Annotated in this window: 25 protein-coding genes; 14 read left to right on the top strand and 11 right to left on the bottom strand. The window is 67.6% G+C overall.

Annotation, left to right across the window (positions count from 1 at the left end; translation table 11 throughout):
• Positions 1-122: 122 nt before the first annotated feature.
• A complete protein-coding gene (locus tag EDF42_RS16805) occupies positions 123-587 on the bottom strand; it encodes a hypothetical protein (protein WP_123673520.1) in 465 nt (154 codons plus the stop codon).
• Between the two features lie 190 nt (positions 588-777).
• Here EDF42_RS16805 and EDF42_RS16800 point away from each other — a divergent pair, with 190 nt between their 5' ends.
• The 11 genes from EDF42_RS16800 (at position 778) to EDF42_RS16750 (ending at position 10,575) form a co-directional block, all read left to right on the top strand.
• Positions 778-1,482: a GAF and ANTAR domain-containing protein gene (locus tag EDF42_RS16800; protein ID WP_260212486.1), complete on the top strand. Its 705-nt coding sequence runs from the start codon at positions 778-780 to the stop codon at positions 1,480-1,482.
• 40 nt (positions 1,483-1,522) lie between these two features.
• The gene (locus tag EDF42_RS16795; RefSeq protein WP_123673519.1) at positions 1,523-2,743 is read left to right on the top strand and encodes a DUF2254 domain-containing protein; all 1,221 of its coding nucleotides are present in this window, start codon (positions 1,523-1,525) and stop codon (positions 2,741-2,743) included.
• A 94-nt stretch (positions 2,744-2,837) separates the two neighbouring features.
• The gene (locus tag EDF42_RS16790; protein ID WP_123673517.1) at positions 2,838-3,773 is read left to right on the top strand and encodes an ABC transporter ATP-binding protein; all 936 of its coding nucleotides are present in this window, start codon (positions 2,838-2,840) and stop codon (positions 3,771-3,773) included.
• Positions 3,770-4,540, top strand: coding sequence for an ABC transporter permease (locus EDF42_RS16785; protein ID WP_185002588.1), 771 nt, complete (start codon positions 3,770-3,772; stop codon positions 4,538-4,540). The genes EDF42_RS16790 and EDF42_RS16785 overlap by 4 nt, the downstream gene beginning before the upstream one ends.
• 23 nt (positions 4,541-4,563) lie before the next feature.
• Positions 4,564-5,781 (top strand): sensor histidine kinase, encoded by a 1,218-nt coding sequence (locus EDF42_RS16780; RefSeq protein ID WP_123673515.1) that lies wholly within the window; start codon positions 4,564-4,566, stop codon positions 5,779-5,781.
• Positions 5,778-6,404, top strand: a complete 627-nt coding sequence (locus EDF42_RS16775; protein ID WP_123673513.1) for a response regulator transcription factor — start codon at positions 5,778-5,780, stop codon at positions 6,402-6,404. Before EDF42_RS16780 ends, EDF42_RS16775 begins: the two co-directional genes overlap by 4 nt.
• Before the next feature lie 111 nt (positions 6,405-6,515).
• Entirely contained in the window at positions 6,516-6,959 is a 444-nt protein-coding gene (locus EDF42_RS16770) for a hypothetical protein (protein WP_131922631.1), read from the top strand.
• Between the two features lie 57 nt (positions 6,960-7,016).
• Positions 7,017-7,922 carry a hypothetical protein gene (locus tag EDF42_RS16765; RefSeq protein ID WP_123673509.1) on the top strand — a complete coding sequence of 302 codons (906 nt, stop codon included), beginning with the start codon at positions 7,017-7,019 and terminating at the stop codon, positions 7,920-7,922.
• On the top strand, positions 7,919-9,202 hold the full coding sequence (locus EDF42_RS16760; RefSeq protein WP_148067840.1) for a hypothetical protein: 1,284 nt from the start codon (positions 7,919-7,921) through the stop codon (positions 9,200-9,202). The genes EDF42_RS16765 and EDF42_RS16760 overlap by 4 nt, the downstream gene beginning before the upstream one ends.
• On the top strand, positions 9,199-9,861 hold the full coding sequence (locus EDF42_RS16755; protein WP_123673506.1) for an ABC transporter ATP-binding protein: 663 nt from the start codon (positions 9,199-9,201) through the stop codon (positions 9,859-9,861). The genes EDF42_RS16760 and EDF42_RS16755 overlap by 4 nt, the downstream gene beginning before the upstream one ends.
• 261 nt (positions 9,862-10,122) lie before the next feature.
• A complete protein-coding gene (locus EDF42_RS16750; RefSeq protein WP_123673504.1) occupies positions 10,123-10,575 on the top strand; it encodes a VanZ family protein in 453 nt (150 codons plus the stop codon).
• Between the two features lie 290 nt (positions 10,576-10,865).
• Here the strand turns inward: EDF42_RS16750 and EDF42_RS18700 are convergent, their stop codons facing one another.
• The 3 genes from EDF42_RS18700 to EDF42_RS16740 all read right to left on the bottom strand — a co-directional run bounded on the left by EDF42_RS18700 (position 10,866) and on the right by EDF42_RS16740 (position 12,962).
• Positions 10,866-11,372: a hypothetical protein gene (locus EDF42_RS18700; protein WP_148067837.1), complete on the bottom strand. Its 507-nt coding sequence runs from the start codon at positions 11,370-11,372 to the stop codon at positions 10,866-10,868.
• 285 nt (positions 11,373-11,657) lie between these two features.
• Complete coding sequence (locus EDF42_RS16745) at positions 11,658-12,257, bottom strand: hypothetical protein (RefSeq protein ID WP_148067835.1); 600 nt, start codon at positions 12,255-12,257, stop codon at positions 11,658-11,660.
• 3 nt (positions 12,258-12,260) lie between these two features.
• Positions 12,261-12,962, bottom strand: coding sequence for a recombinase family protein (locus EDF42_RS16740; RefSeq protein WP_123673499.1), 702 nt, complete (start codon positions 12,960-12,962; stop codon positions 12,261-12,263).
• Between the two features lie 103 nt (positions 12,963-13,065).
• Here EDF42_RS16740 and EDF42_RS16735 point away from each other — a divergent pair, with 103 nt between their 5' ends.
• Entirely contained in the window at positions 13,066-13,902 is an 837-nt protein-coding gene (locus tag EDF42_RS16735; RefSeq protein WP_395865828.1) for a GyrI-like domain-containing protein, read from the top strand.
• 194 nt (positions 13,903-14,096) lie between these two features.
• Here EDF42_RS16735 and EDF42_RS16730 read toward each other — a convergent pair whose 3' ends face one another.
• The 3 genes from EDF42_RS16730 to EDF42_RS16720 all read right to left on the bottom strand — a co-directional run bounded on the left by EDF42_RS16730 (position 14,097) and on the right by EDF42_RS16720 (position 16,529).
• Positions 14,097-14,981 (bottom strand): aldo/keto reductase, encoded by an 885-nt coding sequence (locus tag EDF42_RS16730; protein ID WP_395865806.1) that lies wholly within the window; start codon positions 14,979-14,981, stop codon positions 14,097-14,099.
• Between the two features lie 187 nt (positions 14,982-15,168).
• The gene (locus EDF42_RS16725; protein ID WP_123673495.1) at positions 15,169-15,519 is read right to left on the bottom strand and encodes a hypothetical protein; all 351 of its coding nucleotides are present in this window, start codon (positions 15,517-15,519) and stop codon (positions 15,169-15,171) included.
• 47 nt (positions 15,520-15,566) lie between these two features.
• A complete protein-coding gene (locus EDF42_RS16720) occupies positions 15,567-16,529 on the bottom strand; it encodes an aldo/keto reductase (protein ID WP_123673493.1) in 963 nt (320 codons plus the stop codon).
• A 99-nt stretch (positions 16,530-16,628) separates the two neighbouring features.
• On the opposite strand from EDF42_RS16720, the gene EDF42_RS16715 reads away from it, so the two are divergent.
• Positions 16,629-17,231: a TetR family transcriptional regulator gene (locus EDF42_RS16715; protein ID WP_123673491.1), complete on the top strand. Its 603-nt coding sequence runs from the start codon at positions 16,629-16,631 to the stop codon at positions 17,229-17,231.
• 62 nt (positions 17,232-17,293) lie between these two features.
• Here EDF42_RS16715 and EDF42_RS16710 read toward each other — a convergent pair whose 3' ends face one another.
• Positions 17,294-17,482, bottom strand: coding sequence for a hypothetical protein (locus EDF42_RS16710; protein ID WP_148067833.1), 189 nt, complete (start codon positions 17,480-17,482; stop codon positions 17,294-17,296).
• A 102-nt stretch (positions 17,483-17,584) separates the two neighbouring features.
• A complete protein-coding gene (locus EDF42_RS16705; RefSeq protein WP_185041024.1) occupies positions 17,585-18,085 on the bottom strand; it encodes a TetR/AcrR family transcriptional regulator in 501 nt (166 codons plus the stop codon).
• A gap of 108 nt (positions 18,086-18,193) precedes the next feature.
• On the opposite strand from EDF42_RS16705, the gene EDF42_RS16700 reads away from it, so the two are divergent.
• On the top strand, positions 18,194-19,159 hold the full coding sequence (locus tag EDF42_RS16700) for an SDR family NAD(P)-dependent oxidoreductase (RefSeq protein ID WP_123673485.1): 966 nt from the start codon (positions 18,194-18,196) through the stop codon (positions 19,157-19,159).
• Positions 19,160-19,314: 155 nt separating this feature from the next.
• On the opposite strand, the gene EDF42_RS16695 is transcribed toward EDF42_RS16700, so the two are convergent.
• Positions 19,315-19,821: a hypothetical protein gene (locus tag EDF42_RS16695; protein WP_123673483.1), complete on the bottom strand. Its 507-nt coding sequence runs from the start codon at positions 19,819-19,821 to the stop codon at positions 19,315-19,317.
• A 201-nt stretch (positions 19,822-20,022) separates the two neighbouring features.
• A complete protein-coding gene (locus tag EDF42_RS16690; protein WP_123673480.1) occupies positions 20,023-20,436 on the bottom strand; it encodes a hypothetical protein in 414 nt (137 codons plus the stop codon).
• Positions 20,437-20,636 lie beyond the last annotated feature (200 nt).

Genomic DNA, 20,636 nt, shown 5'->3' with positions numbered 1-20,636 from the left:
GCACACTCCTTCGATGAAGAAGTGACGACTCCTGTGAGACGCGTGTGCGGTCCCGTCTGCCGGAGCAGCGCGGGATTTTTTCCCTCTGCGGACGACAGTAGTGCATCCGAGCACGACGCAGCTCAGTCGTGCGCGTCGTACCTGAGGTAGACGATCGTGTGCCCGCTCGAGGCACCGGAGAACAGGGCGACCTTGCCGCTGATCTGCCCACTGGGGGCGTCGGCCCCCTGGCTGGTGAGCGCCGCGGACGCACGCTGGGTGAGCTCAGCGGGGTCGCTCTCCCGAAAGGTCGGCGGCTCGGTGCCGTCGGGAAGGCGCACCAGTGCCGACATGAAGTCGCGGTCGCGGGAAGCCTTGGACTCGATCAGGGTCGATCCCTCCGGCAGAGTGACGCCGGTCCTGCTCTCGACGGTCGCCAAGGGTGTCCCGGTGCAGAGTCCGATGCGCATGCAGTCGCCGAGCCGCCCGGTGTGGCCGACGTAGGTCTGGAGGGCGATCACAGCAGCGGCGACGACTGCGAACAACAGTGCGACCAGTGCCACGAGCGCGACGATCAGGCGCGGGAGTGGGGCTTGCGCGGAGTGCATGTGGCGGCACGCTACCGGAGCGATCTCGACGCCGGCTGCACCGGAGCGGAAGGCTCTTCCCGCCCGGTCGGATCAAGCGCGTACAGTGAGGGCCAAGCGGTCGTCGACTGCTGGAGCAGGGCACGACTGGCCACTTCGGATCATCGATTCAGGAGTGTGCCACATGGCCGCGAACCGTGAAGGTCGGTTGTTGCGTGCCATCGTCACGCTCGTCGGCAACGTCACCACCGCGCGGGATCACGAGGCCGGCATGCAGGTGCTCGTTGACGAGTCGGTGGCGTTGTTCGATGCTGATGCGGCCGGACTGCTGGTGTTCGATCCGTCGTCGCGATTGCGGATCGCGGCCTCGGCCGGTCACCACAGCGGCCTCCTCGAACTCCTGCAACTCGAGACCGGCGAGGGCCCTTGCATCGAAGCAGCACGCACGGGCACGGCCGTCTCGGTCCCCGACATCGAGCTGTCAGAGGCGAGATGGCCACACTTCGCTCGGGCCGCCGTGGACGTCGGGTACTCCGCGGTCCACTCGATCCCGCTGCGGGTACAAGGGTCGGTCATCGGGTCCCTCAACCTGTTCCGGTGCGCCGCCGGCCCGTTCGACCTCGACGACGTGGCAGCGGCACGGGCGTTGGCCGACATCGCGACGATCACCATCACCCGGCAGCGCACGCTCGACGATGCCGCCACCACGCAGGCGCAGCTCCAGGCCGCACTCGACAGCCGTGTGGCCGTCGAGCAGGCCAAGGGCTGGATCGCGAGCCGGAACCGAGTCGACGCCGACGCCGCGTTCGCCTTGCTCCGGGACCACGCTCGGGCCAACGGCCTCCCCCTCGCCGAAGTCGCGCTGGCCGTCACCGCCGGACGGATCACACTCGGCTCCCCGACACCGGACCGCTGAGCCGCCGTCCGGTACCGCTCTGTGCGGGAGATGATGGATCATGCACACCCTCGCCCTCCGCGTCCGAGAGTCGTTCTGGTTCCTTCCCGCCCTCCTCGGGATCGCCGCGATGGTCGTTGCGGAGCTCCTGGTCACGCTGGACCACGCCCTGGTGCACAGCGCCACCCGGATCGGGTTCCTCGACGCCCTCAGTGCGAGCGGCGGGCGATCCATCCTGACCACGATCGGCACGTCGATGTTGACGGTGGCGGGCACGTCGTTCTCCATCACGATCTCCGTACTCGCCACCACCTCGTCGACGTACGGCCCCCGTCTGGTCCGCAACTTCATGGCGGACCGCGCCAACCAGTTCGTCCTCGCCGCGTTCACGTCGACGTTCCTCTACTCGATCGTCGTGCTCCGCTCCGTGCACACAGACGTCGACGACGGCACCGCGTTCGTGCCGGTCATCGCCGTCCACGTCGCGGTGCTCCTCGGCATCCTCGACGTCGCCGTCCTGGTCTTCTTCATCCACCACATCGCGTCGAGCGTGCAGATCACCGCGCTGCAGAAGCAGGTGCAGACCGACCTCGCCGCAGCGGTGGGCCAGGTCTTCCGCAACGGGGACGGCGACGGGATCACCGTCGGTCCGGTGCACGCGGGTGCGGCTCGCTGGGCAGACGTCACCGCAGTCGGTGACGGCTACGTGCAGTCCGTGCAGTGGGAGCGGCTGGTGGGCTGGGCAACGGGACACGACTGCGTGATCGAGGCCGTCGCGATGCCGGGTGACCACGTCATCGAGGGCGACGTCCTGCTCCGGGTCGGCGTTGCGATGGACGCGGAGATCGATCTCGACAGCGCTGGGCGCCGACTCCTGACGCTCGTGACCCTCGGTTCGTCACGGACCCCGTACCAGGACGTCGGCTTCGCACTGCAGCAGCTGGTCGAGATCGCCGTCCGCGGACTCGCCAGCGGCTCCAACGACCCCTACACCGCGGTCAGCGCACTCGACCTCGCCGCGACGCCACTCGTCCCCGTGTGGCGCGGTCGGTCGGCGATCACCGGGTACCTCGACGACGACGGTCGGGTCCGGGTCATCCCGCACTGGCCCACCGCGGAGACACTCGTCGACTCGGTGTTCGACGGCGTCAGGACGTACGGTGCCGACCAGCCGATCGTGGTCTCCGCCGCACTCCGCCTGGCCGAGCGGCTGGACGACCGCGCTCCCGAAGGTCGCCGGCGCCACCTCGAGTCGACCGTGCGCGCACTCCGCGCCGTGTGAGCGCGGTGCGCGGTGCGCGGGGTGACAGATGTCATGCCGGGATCGTGACGTCCGGCCGAGGCGTGCCACGCCGAGGTGCACGAGGGTGGGCTGCATGAACGACACACCGGTCATCCAGCTCCGCGACCTCCGCAAGCGCTTCGGCGCCGTGGCCGCGGTCGACGGCGTCGACCTGACGATCCGTCCGGGCGAGGTCGTCGCCCTCCTCGGCCCGAACGGCGCGGGCAAGACCACGACGGTCGACCTCGCGCTCGGGCTGTCCACGCCGACGACCGGCGAGGCCCTGCTCTTCGGCGAGGAGCCCCGCGCCGCGGTGGTCGCCGGCCGTGTCGGCGCGATGCTGCAGGGCGGCGCACTCCTGCCGGACATGACGGTCCGGGAGGCGGTCGCCCTCGTCGCCGCCGCGCACCGCCGGCCAATGCCGGTCGACGAGGCCCTCCGCCGTGCGCGCTGCACCGAGATCGCCGGACGCCGGGTGAACAAGCTGTCCGGCGGGCAGCTGCAGCGGGCCCGGTTCGCGGTCGCCGTGGTCTCGGACCCGGACCTGCTGGTCCTCGACGAACCGACCGCGGCGATGGACGTCGAGGCCCGGCACACGTTCTGGTCGTCGATGCGCGAGTTCACCGACGCGGGGCGCACGGTCGTCTTCGCGACCCACTACCTCGACGAGGCCGACGCCTTCGCCGACCGCATCGTCATCATGCGCGCCGGTCGGATCGTCGCCGACGGCTCCCCCGCCGAGATCAAGGCGATCACCGCCACCCGCGCCGTCCGGTTCTCCGGGATGGGTGCCGACGCGCACGTCGCGCTGCGCGGTCTGCCGGGAGTGGTCTCCCTGGAGGCTCGGCACGACTCCGTCACGCTCCGTTCCGACCGCAGCGACGACACCCTCAGGGCACTCCTCACCGCGTTCCCGCAGGCGCACGACATCCAGGTGGTCGCCTCGACCATGGACGACGCCTTCCTCGCGCTCACCGCCGACCCCGCCTCCGCCCCCACCGACACCGCTCCCGAAGGAGTCCTCGCATGACCACCGTGACCGCGTCCGGCCGGCTGCCGATCCGCTACCTGTACCTCGAGACGAAGCGGCAGCTCCGCAACGTCCGCGCGATGGTGTTCACCTTCGCCGTCCCGGTGATCATGCTGCTCGTGTTCGGTTCGGCCTTCGGATCCCAGACCGACCCGACGACGCGTCTGCCGTACCTCGTCGTCACGACGCTGCAGATGGCCTCGTACGGCGCGATGACGGCCGCGCTCAGCCAGGCGTTCGCCATCGTCAACGAGCGGTCGATCGGCTGGAACCGGCAGCTCCGCGTGACGCCGTTGTCCGGGTGGGGGTTCATGGTGTCGAAGGTGATCGCCGCGATGGCCTTCGCCGCGGTGTCCATCGTCATCACGGTGCTCGTCGCGACCGTCGGCCTGCACGCCTCGCTCGACCCGCTGCACTGGTTCGCCGCCGGGTTCGGCATCTGGTGCGGAGTGATCCCGTTCGCGCTCATCGCGATCCTGATCGGGCAGTTCGCGAAGCCGTCCTTCGCGCAGCCGCTCTTCATGGTGGTGTTCATGGGCCTGGCGATCCTCGGCGGGCTGTGGGTCCCGCTGAGCGTGATGCCCGACTGGATGGGCACCGTCGCACATCTGCTGCCCTCCTACTGGCTCAACCGGATCGGACAGATGGGTGCCGGCGCGACCGGGTCCGCGGGCATGACCGAGCCGGCCATCGTCCTGGCGGGCTGGGCGATCGTCCTGGCCGCGGTGATCGTGTGGCGGTACCGACGCGACGCCGCACGACAGTGACCGACGGACCTACGCTGGCACCGATGTCCGAGGCGACCAGAACGGCCGAGGCGCGTGGCGCGGAGAACGCACCACGCGCCTCCAGGCCGTCACCCCGTTCGTTCCCGTGGGCCGTCCCACCGGGCGCGAGCGACGACGACATCCGCGTCGGACGCCGCCGCTGGTACGCCGGCGCGGTCTTCGCGCTCCTCTGGCAGGTGCTCGAGATCATCGCCGTGTGGACCGACGGCCGGAGCCTGCGCGCACACGTCGTCTCCTCCATCGCCCTCGCCGTCGTCTACGCGGCGTACCTGTTCGCGCCGGAGCTGATGTGGCGGCGGAGCCTGCGCGGCCGGGTGCTCGTGCTCGCCGGAGTCGCACTGCTCGCCGGGCTCCTGCTCTTCGTGGTCGGACCCCTCGCGGTCTGGACCTGGCTGCTCGTCGCTGCGCTCTCCGGATTCGTCGCCGAGCGGTTCTGGGTGGCCGCGGTGGTGGTGCTCGGCATCGTCGGCGCACAGTTCCTCGTCGCGGCGAGCACGGGGTGGGACACCGCGGTGAACAGCGGCATCCTGTTCGCACCGGTCATCACCGTGTCCGTCGGGGCGTCGATGCTGTTCTTCGGCCGGCAACGCGAGGCGGAGCAACGGCTCGGGGTCGCGCAGGACGAGATCACCCGCCTCGCGGTCGTCGAGGAACGCGCGCGGTTCTCCCGCGACCTGCACGACGTGCTCGGCCACTCCCTGACCGTCGTCGCGATGAAGTCCGAGCTCGCCGTCCGGCTGGTGGACGTCGACCCGGCACGCGCGAAGACCGAGATGCAGGACGTCGAACGACTCTCCCGCGAAGCGCTGCAGGGACTCCGACGCGCGGTCAGCGGCTACCGCGAGGCCGACCTCGACGCCGAACTGGTCTCCGCCCGCGCCGCGCTGGCCGCTGCCTCGATCACGGCAGCGCTCCCCGAGGACGGTGAGGCTGCCGGGGACGACGTTCGCAGCCTGTTCGCCTGGGTCCTGCGCGAGGGCGTCACCAACGTCCTCCGGCACGCTGCCGCGAGCCGGGTCCGGGTGACGCTGACCCGGACGGCGCTGACCGTCGAGGACGACGGCACCGGGGTGCTCGCTCCCCCGTCGACCGCGGCCGTGCTCGGTGGGAACGGACTCCGCGGTCTCCGGGAACGCGCGGACGCCGTCGGGGCGGCCCTCACCACCGGCACGAGCGACCTCGGTGGGTTCCTGCTCCGAGTCGAGAGGAGTCCACGATGACCGATCCGATCCGGGTGCTCGTCGCCGACGACCAGGCGCTCGTCCGTGGCGCACTCGCCTCGCTGCTCTCGCTCGAACGGGACATCGAGGTCGTCGCCCAGGTCGCTCGCGGCGACGAGGTGCTCGACGCCGCACGGGCGTCCGGCGCCACGGTGGCCCTGCTCGACGTCGAGATGCCGGGCGCGGACGGCCTGACGGCGGCGGCGACGCTGGCCCGTGAGCTGCCGGCGTGCCGGTCCCTCATCGTCACGACGTTCGGGCGCCCCGGGTACCTCCGGCGAGCGCTCGAGGCCGGGGCCGCCGGGTTCGTCGTGAAGGACACCCCGGCTGAACAGCTCGCCGACGCCGTCCGCCGGGTGGCCGGGGGCTTCCGCGTCGTCGACCCCGTGCTCGCCGCCGAGTCCCTCGCCGCGGGGCCGTCCCCGCTCAGCCCGCGGGAGACCGACGTGCTCATCGCCTTCCGGACGTCGCCGACCGTGGCCGGGGTCGCCGGCACACTGCACCTGTCCGAGGGCACCGTGCGGAACCACCTGTCGTCCGCCATCGGGAAGACCGCGGCGCGCAACGCGACCGAGGCGCTGCGGATCGCGGCGGACAACGGTTGGTTGCTCGGCGCGGGCTAGGCACGGAGGGATACCCCCTCGACCGAGGCGGCACCCGTGGACAAAACGTTCTGCTCCTGGCATGTTAACCACTGAACGTATGGATTTCAGGGTTCAGGATAGGAGCATGTGATGAACAGAATCGGTCAGCAGGCTCGGCGGATTGCTGCCGGCTTCGCCGCAGTGGCCGTCGGCGGGACGGTGTTCCTCGGCGCAGTCCCTGCACATGCGCAGGGCGATGCCGAGGAGCAGGGGGTCGTCGGCGGATGGTCGGAGGGCGCCGGGACCATCAATGGCGCAGGGACCGGGATGTCGGTGTTCGCGGTGAACCACCGTGGTGCAGCCGAGAAGAAGACGATCAGCGGGACGACACACAAGCGCTCGCACGGTTGGACGACCTGGGCAGGCGTGCAGCACTACACGCGAGCGCGGCTCGAGCACGGCAGCAGCATCATCGCTGACTCTGGCCGGAAGTGGGGCAAGTCCGGCACTGAAGCAGTGACCGCGTGGAAGCCGTACCGGCCGAACCAGCCCGGCAGCGGTGTCGGCTCCGCGAAGACCTACTACGGCAAGTGACACATCGCAGCGGGTGCGAGCCAGTAGCTCGCGCCCGCTGCGGCGTGAGGAGAAGACGTGACGAAGCGACAGCTCACGGCGACAGCCGGCCTGCTCCTGCTGGCCATGCTCCTGACCGTGCTGATCGGAGTGTTCGACGCTCGTCGACGTGTCATCGCCGCGGAGGGCAACGATCTCCGCACCGGCCAGAGCGCCTGGGTGACCGCGACACTCGACGAACTCAGGCGCGCCCGGGGCGCGTTCGAACCGGGAACGAAGGTGTTCGTGGGCCTCGAGGATCGGGTCCGCGCCGTTGCGATCCTGTCGGGACGGTGGACAGACGTTCCACTGCACGACGGGCACGCGCTGACCGGGCGTCCCGGCGAGGCTCTCGTCGGCGCTGACGTCGCCGTCCGCGGCGACGACCTCGTCATCGACGGCACGACGTACACCGTGGTGGGTCGTCTCGGCGTCAGGACGGACAGTCTGCTGTCCGATGACGTGGTCCTCGCCGATCCGTCGCAGTTCTCGGCGTCACCACAGCGGCTGCTCCTGGACGGCCCGAGCAGTGTCCGCCACTACAACGCACAGTTCCCCGGCCGGAGCGTCGAGATCATCGACGACGGCACCAACCGCAGGACGAACGTCGACGCTGTGTCGCCGGTTCTGGTCACGCTCGGCGCGCTCGTCGTCGCGCTCATCGCCCTGATCGCTGGTCTGCAAGCCGGACGATGGGAACTCCGCGCTGCCGCAGTCCGCTTCATGACGGGGGTTCGACCACTGACCACCCTTCGCAGCGCTGCCATCAGAGTCGGTGTGATCAGTACCGCCGCCTGTGCAACCGCACTCGTGGGCGCGACAGCTGCACGGCACGCCACCAACCTCGACCTCGACGTCACCGCCGCAGTCGCGGCGGTCGGGACGGTCGCGCTTGCCGTCTCCGCCACTTCCTTCTGGCACGGAAGCCGACGATGGAACTGGTGAACGACCTCCGGTCCAACTGGACGATCCTCATCGCCAAGATCGTCCTGCTCGTGCTGCTCGCACTCTGCTGGTACAACGTGGCGTCGTTCACCCAGTCCACGTCGCAGGCCGTGGCCCAGGGCTTGTCCGCTGATGCCGACGCCGACCTCTACACGGTGATCGACGATCTCGACCCGGACGCGTTCGAAGCGATCCGACGAGACCAGCACGCGCTCGATGGAGTCGCCTCGTTCGTCGATCGCATCGACGACGAGCCCGGATTCAAGCTCATCTCCTCGTACGACCAACCCGTCACCGTCCAGGACTTCCGCGGCAACGATCGTTTCGACGTCGGCTACGGCACGGAGTACACGCTCAACGGGAAGTACCAGGACGAGTCCGGACGGAGCGTGCAGGACATCAAGTCCATCCAGCTCAACGAAACCGCGTACGAGTTCGCAGGACTCTCCGTGCAGGACGGCAAGCCGATCGAGTGGGACACCGTCGATTGGGGTTCCGGCCGGATCCCGGTACTGCTCGGCAACGAGTACCGCGGCGTGTACGAACTCGGACAACACCTCACCGGAGCGGTCATCCTGCAGGAGCAGGAACTCGAAGTCGTCGGTTTCCTCGAACCGGACAGCGCCATGTACTTCCGCGGTGAGGCCAACCACTACCTCGATGACACCGTGATCGTGCCCTACCCGCCGACACTCGCCGGACTCGACCGAGCATCACTCGACCGGTTGGATCCCGAGCTGTTCGGACGCCTGGTGTTCCAGGTACTGAACGCCGACCTCGCCGTCGATCGCGGCCTCGATTTCGGTGGCGTCGTCGCGCGACTCGACGAGATCGGAGACGACACCGGCTTCGGGTCGTACACGTTGCTCGGAGTGCCGACCTACCTCGTGCAGCTCTCCCTCGTCCGCCAGCTCATCCAGGACAACATGGTGCTCGTCACCGCGCTGCTCGTCGTCCTCACCGCGGGCGTGGGCATCATCACGGCGTTCCTCGACCGACTTCTCAATCACCGTCGAGCGCCAGTCGCGCGGGTGCACCATCTTCTCGGGAAGAGCCCGAACCGCACGAACCGGCTGTTCCGCGCAAGCCGCCTCACCGAGTACGCCGCCGCGTTCGGGCTGTTCCTCGCGACGAGCGCGGTGCTCCCCAACGACAGTGCGCTGGCTCGACTCGGCGCGGGTGCCGCCGTCCTGCTCTGGTGCGTGGCGGACGGCGCACTCAGCCGACGAGCCGTCCGCATCGAACTGACCACCCAACGCCGAAGAGGTACCCCACGATGATCGTGCTGCGCGACGTCTCGAAGACCATCACCGAGCCCGACGGATCGACCCGAGCACTGTTCGACCGACTGCACTTCGACCTTCGCGACGACGATCGGTCAGTAGCCATCACCGGTCGGAGCGGATCCGGCAAGAGCACGCTGCTCCGGATCCTCGCCGGCCTGGACACCGACTTCGGCGGGACCTACGAGCACGATGGGCACGTGCTCGAGCGCACCGCGTCCAGGATGGCGGCCCACCGGCTCCGACACATCGGCATCGTCACCCAGGACCACAGCCTGCTCGGGGACCGCAGCGTGCTCGACAACGTCCGGCTCGGAGTTCCTGCTCGTGACGGCTCGGCCCACCGAGCACACGACGCCCTCGAGGCGGTCGGGATCAGTCACCTTGCCGGCAAGCGCCCACGACGACTGTCGGGAGGAGAAGCGCAGCGCGTCGCGATCGCTCGGGCCATCGCGAAGCGCCCCGCCGTCGTCCTTGCCGATGAGCCCACCGGAGCACTCGACGAGACGACCGAAGACGACGTGCTCGCCCTCTTCGACCGGCTGCAGGAAGCAGGAACCAAGTTCGTGATCGTCACCCACAGTGAGCGCGTTGCGCAGAGATGCGGACGTCGATTCCACCTGCAACATGAACAACTCATCGAGTGCAGTACTTGACGGAACCAGAAGCGAAAGGGAGGGAGGTGGGCCCCACCCGCCGGTACCGGCGCACCGCGCCAGCGGGGTGACGGCCGTGCCGGGAGGGACGGTGCCAGCTGGCACCGGGCCTCCCGTCCGTCAGGGGTTGCGCTGCAGAGCCCCGATCACGCGTCCGCCGTGCGGTCGCGTGCGTCCTGACGGATCGCGGAACGCGAGCACCTGCGGCGGTCGACGCTCGTTGGTCCTCCGCAGCAGCTCAGCGTCACTAGGCTTCTCCAGATGTCTTCCAACCCGTTCGACGAAGTCCCCGTCCTGCCGGTTGCCGTTCCCTTCGGTGTCGTCGTGTTCGTCGTCCAGCTGGCGCTCCTGCTCAGGGGACGGCGCTTCACGTGGCCGCGTGTTGCCGTCGCCGCCGCGATCGCCGTCTACGCCGCGGGGATCCTCGCGAACACGGTCTTCCCAATCTTCCTTTACCCGACCTCGAGCGACGAGCCGTGGGCACCGGCGCTGGCGCTGATCCCGTTCCACGACTACGAGCTCGCGGACGCGCTCACCAACGTGGCGGTGTTCGTGCCACTGGGCGTCCTCCTGCAGCTCCTCATGCGGCGTCCGCGGTGGTGGAAGGCGCTGCTCACCTCCGCGGCCGTCAGCCTGACGATCGAGCTCCTGCAACTCGCCGCGCAGAAGCTGTTCTCCGGTGGTCACGTCGCTGACGTCAACGACTTAATCTAGAACACCCTCGGTGGAGTCATCGGCTACGCGATCATCGTGTTGCTGACACGTGTCCCGATCGTCGCCGCGCTCGTGAACCGGTTCCGCTGACGCTCGACCGCCGGGGCAGCACGCACCGCATGAACTGCGGAGCGCCGGGCACTCGCGGATCCACCCGGGGCAAGGTCTTGCCCCCGCCCGCAGAAGTGGATAGGGCAAACTTTCAATTCAGGGGCGGAAGGAGAAATCCGGTAGCCGATCCGCCTCCGGACGCCGTTCCGCCCACCAGGGGCAGCAGCGAGGCCGCTCGTCTACTGGTGTCGTCGACGTTCGCGTCGGCGGTGCAATGCGACAACCACCAGCGTCGCGATCGCTGTCGCGGCTGCCACAACGCAAACCTGCGTCAGTACCGGCCATGGGACCAAGTACGGCGCCACCAGAAACGCGGCGCCCGATGCGCCCGCCACGAGCACAGTCAGGATTACAACGGCCGCGACGACGCCGACCGTGCCGAGTGGACGTCGACGCAGGAACCAATCCGGTAGACCCGCCAACGCTCCAGCAGCGAGCCCGCACACGAATGTCGCCGCCGCCGCTCCTACGAGCACCGGGACCATGATCAGGATGAAGGACAACCCACTGGGCGAACGCTCGACAACGGAACCGACGACAACGCCTGCGATCGGGACGGCAACAACAGCTGCGGCTCCCACCCACGCCGTCGTCAACGGCAAGACGGACAGCAACGTCCGACGCCCGGGCGTCCCGCCGGACTTAGTCACCGCCAGGGAACCGGAATCCTCAGAGACCCAAGACATCCATTCACCCTAGGTCGTGCCCGGAGACCAGAGGCACAGACCACCGTGTCGTCTCGATCGCCTACAGCCGATCGCTCAGCGAGCGACTAGAGGGTGATGAACCCCGTCGCCCACGCGACGATCACGCCCACGCCGGCGAACACTGCCACAAGGGCTCCGCCGATGACCGTGAGCTGCTGGTCCTTGTTCATCCCCATGCACGGAGCATATGAGATCCGACCGCTGCAGCGGTCCCTGGCCGTCTCGATGGCCGATCGGCTACCGGCCATGCACTGACCCCGCGGGTCAGCTGACCTTCTTCGCGATGGTCGCAAGGTGATCCCGGATCTTCCGCAGACTCTCGTCGATCGTCTTCATCCGCCCCTTCGTCGACGAGGAGCTCACGCTGTACGTTGTCAGGGTTACCGTCTCGATGGTGAGGTCGAAGGAGTCACGAATCCGGAACCAGCCCAGCCCTTTGTATGAGACATCGACCCGCACCTCATCCGGGGTCGGCTCCCTATTCGTTAGTTCGGCGCCTGAGCCGGCTTCACCAGCCCACCAGGTGTTGGACAGAAGCTGCCCCGGATTGAGAACAGGGATCGCCCGCTGATACCGCTGCACCAAGTACGGCGCAACCAGTCCACTGGTCTCTGCGGGCAGGGTGATCGGGGGTGTGAACCCAACCCGAACGTCGCGCGCGGGAGTCGCGCCGAGGTTGGATACCACGAACTCGATCGACGAATCGCTGTCTGGTGCCGGCCGGAACTCTGCCGTCACCATCGGCTGAGACCGCGCCTTACTATCCGACGCAGCAGAAATCAACGCGAAGATCGCCACAAGCGCTGCCACCACACCTGCTACCGCGCCGATCGCTGACCCGTATTCGTTGATCCAGTCCCACACCATCTACACCCTTGATCGTCGTCCTCGGATGGTACCGGCGACACGGACGAACGGGGCTAGCGAGCCGTCTCGATAGCCAATCCGCTCTCGGACGAGGTCCGGGAGCGGATGCCGGTTCGGTTGACGGTTGAGGCGGGACTGCCGCTCGATGCAGCGGTAGACGGTGGCTCGGCCGATGGCGAAGAGTTCAGCGAGCTCCTGTACCGAGTGCGTGCCGGCTTGGTGCACTTCAAAGAGATGTCGCTGCTGCGCGGTGCTGAGCTTCGGTTGTCGGCCCTTCAGGTGGCCCTTCGCTCGCGCGATCTGCATGCCCTCTTTGGTCCGGGCACGGATGAGGTCCGATTCGAACTCCGCGACCATCGCCAGGACGTTGAAGAGCAGCCTGCCAACGGGGTCTTTTGGATCGTGAACCGAGCCCCCGATGTTGAGCTTGACGTTCTTCGCGGTCAGCTCGTCGATGATGTCCTTCGCGTCGCGGAGCGACCTCGCGAGCCGATCCAGCTTCGCGATGACGAGGGTGTCGCCGTCGCGGCAGGCAGCCAGGGCCTCGCGGAGCCCTGGTCGAGCTCTGTTCGTGCCGGTCAGCCCATGGTCGGTATGGATGTCGGCCGGAAGGACGCCGAGTCGTTCGAGGGCGACGCGTTGGGCGGTGAGGTCTTGTTCGTATGTGGACACGCGTGCGTATCCGATAAGTAGTGCGTTCATGACGCGACGATGCGCTCCTCGGACCGTCCGGTGGCCGACCGGCTAACGGGCACGTTCCGGAGCACAGAGGCGATCCGATCGGACCGCGATAGTAGGGTGCGAACTGGTCGAAGGTCGCCTGGATGACGACCTCGACGTTGCATCCTTGGCGAGGGAACTCGGCACGACGGAGTACCACCTCCGTCGGATGTTCTCGTCACTCGCTGGGATGCCCCTGTCGGAGTACATCCGGCGTCGCCGAATTTCAGTCGCGGCAGCGGATGTCCTCGGAGACGAAGACCTGTTGAGCATCGCGGTGCGGTACGGCTACGGCTCCACCGAGGCATTCGGTCGAGCGTTCCGCTCGGTGCACGGTGTCGACGTCGGCAGCGTCAAGCGAAATGGCGGCCCCCTTCGAACGCAACCGCAGCTCAGGTTCCGCCTGACCGTAGAAGGGAACATCACCATGGACACCCGCATCACCGATCGACCGGCGTTTCACCTCATCGGCCACGCCATCCGCGTGCCCCTCATCCACGAGGGCATCAACCAGCAGATCCAAGCCCACATCGCCTCACTTCCGGCAGCAGAACACGCACGCCTCAAAGACCTGAGCGACACCGAACCGGCCGGCCTGCTCCAGGTCAGCGCCGACGTCGACCCGGACTACACCGAGGGGAGCGAACTGACCTACCTTCACGGAGTAGCCGTCACGGGGAAGGCTCCGATGATCGGAGATCTCGACACGATCGAGGTTCCGGCCGGCACGTGGGCCGTTTTCCGCACCGAGGGCGAGTATCCGGCTGCGCTGCAGGAGGCATGGGCCGCGACCGCGACCGACTGGTTCCCGTCGAACCCCTGGCGGCTCCGGCCTGGACCGTCCATCGTCGCGGTACTCGACCGCGCCGGCGACTTCAGCACGGCCACCTGCGAGCTCTGGCTCCCTGTCGAGCGCGCTTAGTAGAGAAGGACCTGTCGGCCGTGGGATGCCGGCAGGTCCGCCGCCCGTTGATGGATCCCCTATTGGTCAGCCAAAAACGATGCGGCTGGCACTTGAGCAAGTCGCAAAAAGGGACAGAGCCCCGAACGCCATCATTTCGACGCCCGGGGCTCTGTCTTGTTAAGCGGCGTGAAGACAGGCCGCCGATCAGTTCGTCAGTCGGGGATCGGGAATCCGTAGTTGTCGAGGTTGAGAGTGTTGGAGTCGGGTCCGCCGCGGACGCCCGTGTCGAGGGCGTCGATCGCTGCGACCTCGGTCGGGGTGAGGGTGAAGTCGAACACGTCGAAGTTCTCCGCGATGCGGTGCGGCTTGACGGACTTCGGGATGGCCGAGAAGCCGTGCTCGATGTGCCACCGGAGCATGACCTGGGCGGGGGTCTTGCCGTAGCGGGCGGCGAGGTCGGTGAGGACGGGCTCCTCGAACGGGTTCTTGGTGGCGTCACCGTAGGTGTACGACCCACCGATGGGTGACCACGACTGGGTGAGGATGCCGTGCTGCTCGTTGGCTGCACGCCACTCAGGCTGGGAGAAGTAGGGGTGCACCTCGATCTGGTTGGCCGCCGGCACCACGGTCGATGCATCGATCAGCTGCTGCAGCTGGCTCGGCATGAAGTTGGAGACGCCGATCGCGCGGACGCGGCCGTCGGCGAGGAGGGTCTCGAGGGCCCGGTAAGCAGCGATCGTCTTGTCGAACTCGACTGCGAGGGGCTGGTGGAGCAGCAGGAGGTCGATCTGGTCGACGTCGAGCTTGCGACGGCTCTTCTCGAAGCCGCGCAGGCTCTCCTCGTAGCCGTAGTCGCTCATCCAGAGCTTCGTCTCGACGAAGATCTCGGAGCGGTCGATCCCGGCGCGCTTGATGCCTTCGCCGACCTGTGTCTCGTTGAAGTACGCAGCGGCGGTGTCGATGTGTCGGTACCCGGCTTCAAGAGCCGCAACGACAGCGGTGGTGGTCTCTTCGGGGGTGCTTTGGTAGACGCCGAGCCCGATGGCGGGCATGGTCACGCCGTTGTTCAGGGTCACGTGGGGCTGGTTGTCGGCCACGTTGGCTCCTCTTATATCAAGGGTGGGTTTGTCGGTGGGGTTGCTGTTCGCGGTGCTGACCGCGGGTGCGCCCCGAGGCCGTCGGGCGCGGTGCTCGTTGCGGTGACGACCCCGGGGTGTCCGGTGCTGGTGGCGGGTGGGTGGCCGCGCCGGTGGTGCTGGCGCCGTTCGGGTCGGCGCGGGGGTTCTAGCGGGTGACGGTCTTGAAGGGGAGGAACTCGGTGTCGATGCCGTACTGGGCACGGAACTCGTCGCTGACCGGGCCGAGCATGGTGGTCGAGATGAACTCGGTCGAGGCGGCGAAGTCCTCCTGGCCCGAGGCCGTCAGGGTCATGTGCTTGACGATGGCGGCTTCGTCCTCGCAGACCTCGTGCTGGTACAGCGAGCCGTCGGCGCCGCGAAAGATCTGGTAGCTGAGGACGTAGGGCTCGTCCTTCTCGGTGACGGGGAGGACCTTGTCCAGGTACTGCTGGTAGCGGGCCTCGTCGGTGACGCGGTAGTTGAACAGGGCGTCAACGATCTTGGTGGAGTCGCTCATGAGGTTGTTCTTTCTGTGGTGGTGATCTGCGGGGGGAGGGATGGAAGTCAGTGCCAGGCGGGGAGGTTCTCGGCCGCGTAGCGGGCACCGAACCCGCCCGTGGGGAGGATCTCGGCGATGCGCTCGAGGTCTGCCTGGTCGAGGGTGAAGCCGGTGGCGCCGACGTTCTCCTCGATGCGGGCGACGCTGCGGGTGCCAGGGATCGGGACGATGTGCTCGCCCTGGGCGAGGAGCCAGGCGAGAGCGAGCTGGGCGACGGTGCCGCCCTTGCTCTCCGCGAGGGAGGCGAGCTGGCGGGTGGCATCGAGGTTCTTCTCGTAGTTGCCGGGCTGCCAACGCGGGTCGGTGCGGCGCATGTCGGTCTCGTCGTAGTCGCCGGCGGGCTTGGCGGTGCCGGTGAGGAACCCACGGCCGAGCGGCGAGTAGGGCACGAAGCCGATGCCGAGTTCGGTGAGGGTCGGGAAGATCGTCTCGACCTCCCGCTCGAACAGGGAGTACTCGGTCTGGAGCATGGACACCGGCTGCACGGCGTGGGCACGGCGGATGGTCTCGGGGCCGGCCTCGCTGAGGCCGAAGTACTTGACCTTTCCGGCGTCGATGAGTTCCTTGACGGTGCCGGCGACGTCCTCGATGGGGACGTTCGGGTCGACACGATGCTGGTAGAGGACGTCGACGTGGTCGGTGCCGAGGTAGCGGAGGCTGTTGTCGAGGACCTCGCGGATGTGGTCGGGACGGCTGTCCTGGCCGTAGTCGTGGGTGAAGCCGAACTTCGTCGCGATCTGGATGTCGTCGCGGAAGCCTTTCACCGCGCGGCCGAGGATCTGCTCGTTCTCGCCCCAGCCGTAGAGCTCGGCAGTGTCGAAGAACGTCACCCCGAGGTCGTGGGCCTTTTGGATCGTGGCGATGCCCTCTTGCTCATCGCCGGGGCCGTAGGCGAGGGAGATCCCCATCGCGCCGTAGCCGATCGCGGAGGTCTCGAACCCCTGATCGCCGAGTACTCGCTTCTTCATGCCGTGTCCTTCCGTCGTCATGACTACACACTACGTCACGCCTGACAGTGTGTGACACCTTGTGCGGAAACTGTCAGAGAGTCGGCTATCCTCAGGGGTATGAGCGAACCCACGAGCGTGCCGCCGGCCGGCCTGCGGAGCGTCACCCGCGCATCGGTCCGCGATCACGTCGCCGACCAGGCGATGCGCTTGTTCGACGAGCGCGGGTTCGACAACACGACCGTCGACGACATCGCGAACGCGGTCGGCATGTCCTCGCGGAGCTTCTTCCGCTACTTCCCCGCGAAAGAGGACGTCGTCCTCGGCGACCCGGCGCCCTTCGGGCAGGTCGTCCGAGACTCCGCCGCCGCCCGCCCCGCAGGTGAACCCGTGTGGACGGTCCTCCGTCATGCGTTCGACCCGGTCGAGGAGAACACGGCAGAAGCTACGGAGTCAGGGCTTCGCACGATGAGGGTCATGATGAGCACCGCGTCCCTCCGCGCTGGGAACCTCGAGAAGCACATCGCCTGGGCCGCCATGCTCGAACCGGTCATCGTCGGCCGCCTCGACGGCCCCGGCGAAAGTGTCCAGTTCCGGGCCCAGACGCTCATCCACACAGCACTGTCCTGTCTCGACGTCGCTCTGGCGGAGTGGACGCGACGCAACGGCGAGACACCGGTAGGGCAGCTCCTTGACGAAGCCTTCACGACCGTCCGGATCTAGACCATCGGCCGACGAACCATGGACTATCGGGCACGCCTATCAGTGGCTCATGTTCGCTTCGTTCACTCACGCTCGGTTCGGGCGGACCCGTGTCGGGCGAAACCGATCGCACCAACGATTGCCGCCAGCAGTCCCATCGCAGCGATGACCAGCCCGCCGGCTACGAGCCCGACGTAACCAAGGCCGGCGCCCAGGAGGGCCATGACGAGTCCCGCAACCAGCGCCCCGACGCCGATCGCAAGGCCGAGCACGCGAGGCTGGATACGGGACAACATGCTTGCGTTCAACTCTCCACTAGCGGATCCGGTGGCTCATCCTTCACCGGGCGTCGGAAGCCGATCGGCGAGAGGCGATCAGGTGAGGAGTTCGACCGCTACGCGAAGGCGTTCGAGGTACTCCTCGCGTGTGGCGACCTGATGGATCAACCCGACCGACACGCTGTTCAGGGTATGCGCGACCACCACACCGTTCCCCATCTCGACGCTCACGGCAGCCGTCAGGAGGACGGCGAACCGGGCCGGCGCTGCTCGGGCGGCATCATCGAGTAGATCCGGGTTGTCCGCGATGACGGTCGGCACATCGCGGACCATCGGACCGATGTACCTCCCTGCCCAGCGATCGAACGCGGCCACGAGCCGATCCGCGAACGGCCTCGCGTCCTCCGCGAGGATCTGCTCGACGGCGTCGAGATCTGACGACAGCACGTGCGACACGGCCTCGCGGAACAAGGCTTCCTTGGACTCGAACAGGAAGTACAGGCCCGGTCGCGAGATCCGCGCGGCCCTGGCGATCGCTTGCATCGACGCGCCTCGGTAGCCCACGCGAGCGAACGTCTCGAGCGCGGACTCCAACACCGAGCGTCGGCGGCTGTCTTCGGTTCGAGCAGCGGGAGTAGGCACGAGACAAGCCTACCGGCAACTCTACTTACTAGACTATTACTGTCTAATCCGTATAGTAATGACATGACCTCCCCACTGATCACCACCCGGTTCACCGCGAGCAGCACCGCGGCCGACGTCGTCGAGGGGCTCGACCTCTCCGGGCTCCGTGCTGTCGTCACCGGGGCATCCTCCGGACTCGGAGTCGAGACTGCCCGTGCACTCACAGGTGCCGGTGCTTCCGTGACGCTCGCAGTGCGAGACCCCGCCGCCGGCGCGAACGTCGCGGCCCTGATCGAGGCGTCGACGATGCGCAGTCCGGCCGTCGCCCGACTCGACCTTGCCGACGTCGGCTCCATCACGGCCTTCGTCAACGCATGGGACGGGCCGCTGCACCTGTTGGTGAACAACGCTGGAGTCGTCACGGCCGGCCTCGAGCGCACCATGACCGGTCGAGAGCTCCAATTCGCCACGAACCACCTCGGACACCACGCACTCGCATCCGGCTTGCACCGGGCTCTCGCGGCAGGCGCCACGGAGCGCGGCGAAGCCCGCGTCGTGGCACTCACCTCCACCGCGCACATGCGCGCTGGCCTCGACTTCGATGACCTCGACTTCGACCGCCGCCCCTACGACCCCCAGATCGCGTACGCGCAGTCAAAGACCGCGAACTCCCTCTTCGCAGTCGAAGCCACCCGAAAGTGGGCAGACGACGGCATCACCGCCAACGCCGTCAACCCCGGCGGAATCGCCACCGGACTGCAACGCAACTTCTCCGAGCAGCAGAAGGCATCCCTCGACGCGGCCCAAGCAGCAGGCGTGTTCACCTACAAGACCGTCGAACAGGGCGCCGCGACGACCATGGTCGCCGCCGTCTCGGATGAGTTCGCGCACACCGGCGGCCACTACCTCGACGACTGCCAGGAGGCATACACCGTGCCCGACGACGCAGCACTCGCGGACCACCCGCACGGCGTGAAGGCCTGGGCACTCGACCCCGCACTCGCGCAGCGACTCTGGACCGTCTCGGACGAGCTCCTCAGCCTTTGAACCTGCCGAACGAGCAGCGTCCCGATAACCGATCGGCTCGCGGACGGATCAGCCGAGCCCTCGACGAGGCTGCGGGGAGGTGTGGACGAAGTCGTGACGGTCATACCCGGGCTATGCCGCCAGCAGATCCGCGCGCGGACTGAATATCTCGCGGGTTACGCCTTGGCTCCTCGGGTGACGACAAAAGTGTCGAACAGTGCCCGTTCGGACCGGTCGTTGGTGGACGCGTCGAGGGCGATGCCATCCCGGTCCTTCGGGACGTCGATGGGGATTCGGGTGGTTGCGCCGCAGTTGACGTCGGCTTCCCCGAGGCGTTCCTTCGTGTCGAGTGATTTGCCGCTGCCATCCGGTGTGGCGGTGAACGCGTGGATGGTGACGTGGACGGTCTTAGTGGACCGGCAAACCGCGAGGACGTCATACGGGCCTTCGAGGTCCTGCTCCAACGCGACGCTGGCGGTCGCCTTCTTCGGGTTGTCGTCGCCGAGGACGAGTCGGCCGCCGCCTCCGCCGTAGTCGCCGGCGTACCGCGACGACATCTGTGACATCCACGCCTGCCCGTAGTCCTCTGGCAGAGCGTCTTTGTGGCTGCAGCTGGTGGGCAGGAGCGCAGCACCCATAGCGGTGAGAAGCGCGGACGTCAGCCGCTGGTTCACGTTCAGCACTTGACGATCATGCCTTACCGCCCGTGCGTTCGGTGACCTCGTGGAGTGGTGCCGGAAGGGGAAGAGACACGGTCGAAGTCGTGAACGCCATCGTCAGGCTGATGACGATCTCGATGTCAGCCATTCTGCGGTGATGCCACGATCATCGCTGACCCGGCGCCGTGATGCGAGAGCATGCAGACGGTCTCAGTAGCCGATCCGCTACTGGGACGGTCTGAATGGCCAGTCGTGGGACCGGTCCATCGGGGTCGCGACGATCTGTACTTCGTCCTCGTATGTGATGCGCCCCGGTGAGGTGGTGCGAAGCTCGACCCAGGGGACGCGGTACCGGTCGAGGAGGTCGAGGTACCCGACGCACATCGCGAGCAGGGTCGTCGCGTCAGCTCTGAACCAGGATCGTGCTCCCGGATGAAGCGTTGGGTCGTAGCAGTTCGGTTCGACCGTCGACGGATCCCGATACTGAGCTGTGGCCTGCTCGTTCGCACGCAGCAGCCAATGAGCGTCAGCAGGGTCGAGCATGCCGTTGCGCCGGAGGCCGTTGGCAAGCGCAAACACTCCGGGGAACGTGCCACGTGGGTTCGGGGCTGCGCTTTGATACCGAATGAACAGGGGCACGTCTCGAGGCTAGTGAACCAAGGTCTCGGCCAGTATGAGACCGTGCAGCAGATCCCGATCACGGCGCCTGAGGGCGTGCGGTTCGTCCCGGACGATGCGTCGGGCGACGCGGTGCTGGTGATCGCGGGTTCTAGTGGAAGGGTCGATGTCGATCGTGCGCGGGTGTTCGCTGAGCACGGCTTCATCGCAGAGTCCATTCG

This window comes from Curtobacterium sp. PhB172 (assembly GCF_003752545.1).
Lineage (GTDB): Bacteria > Actinomycetota > Actinomycetes > Actinomycetales > Microbacteriaceae > Curtobacterium.
This window is presented reverse-complemented; position numbering and strand designations above follow the sequence as displayed.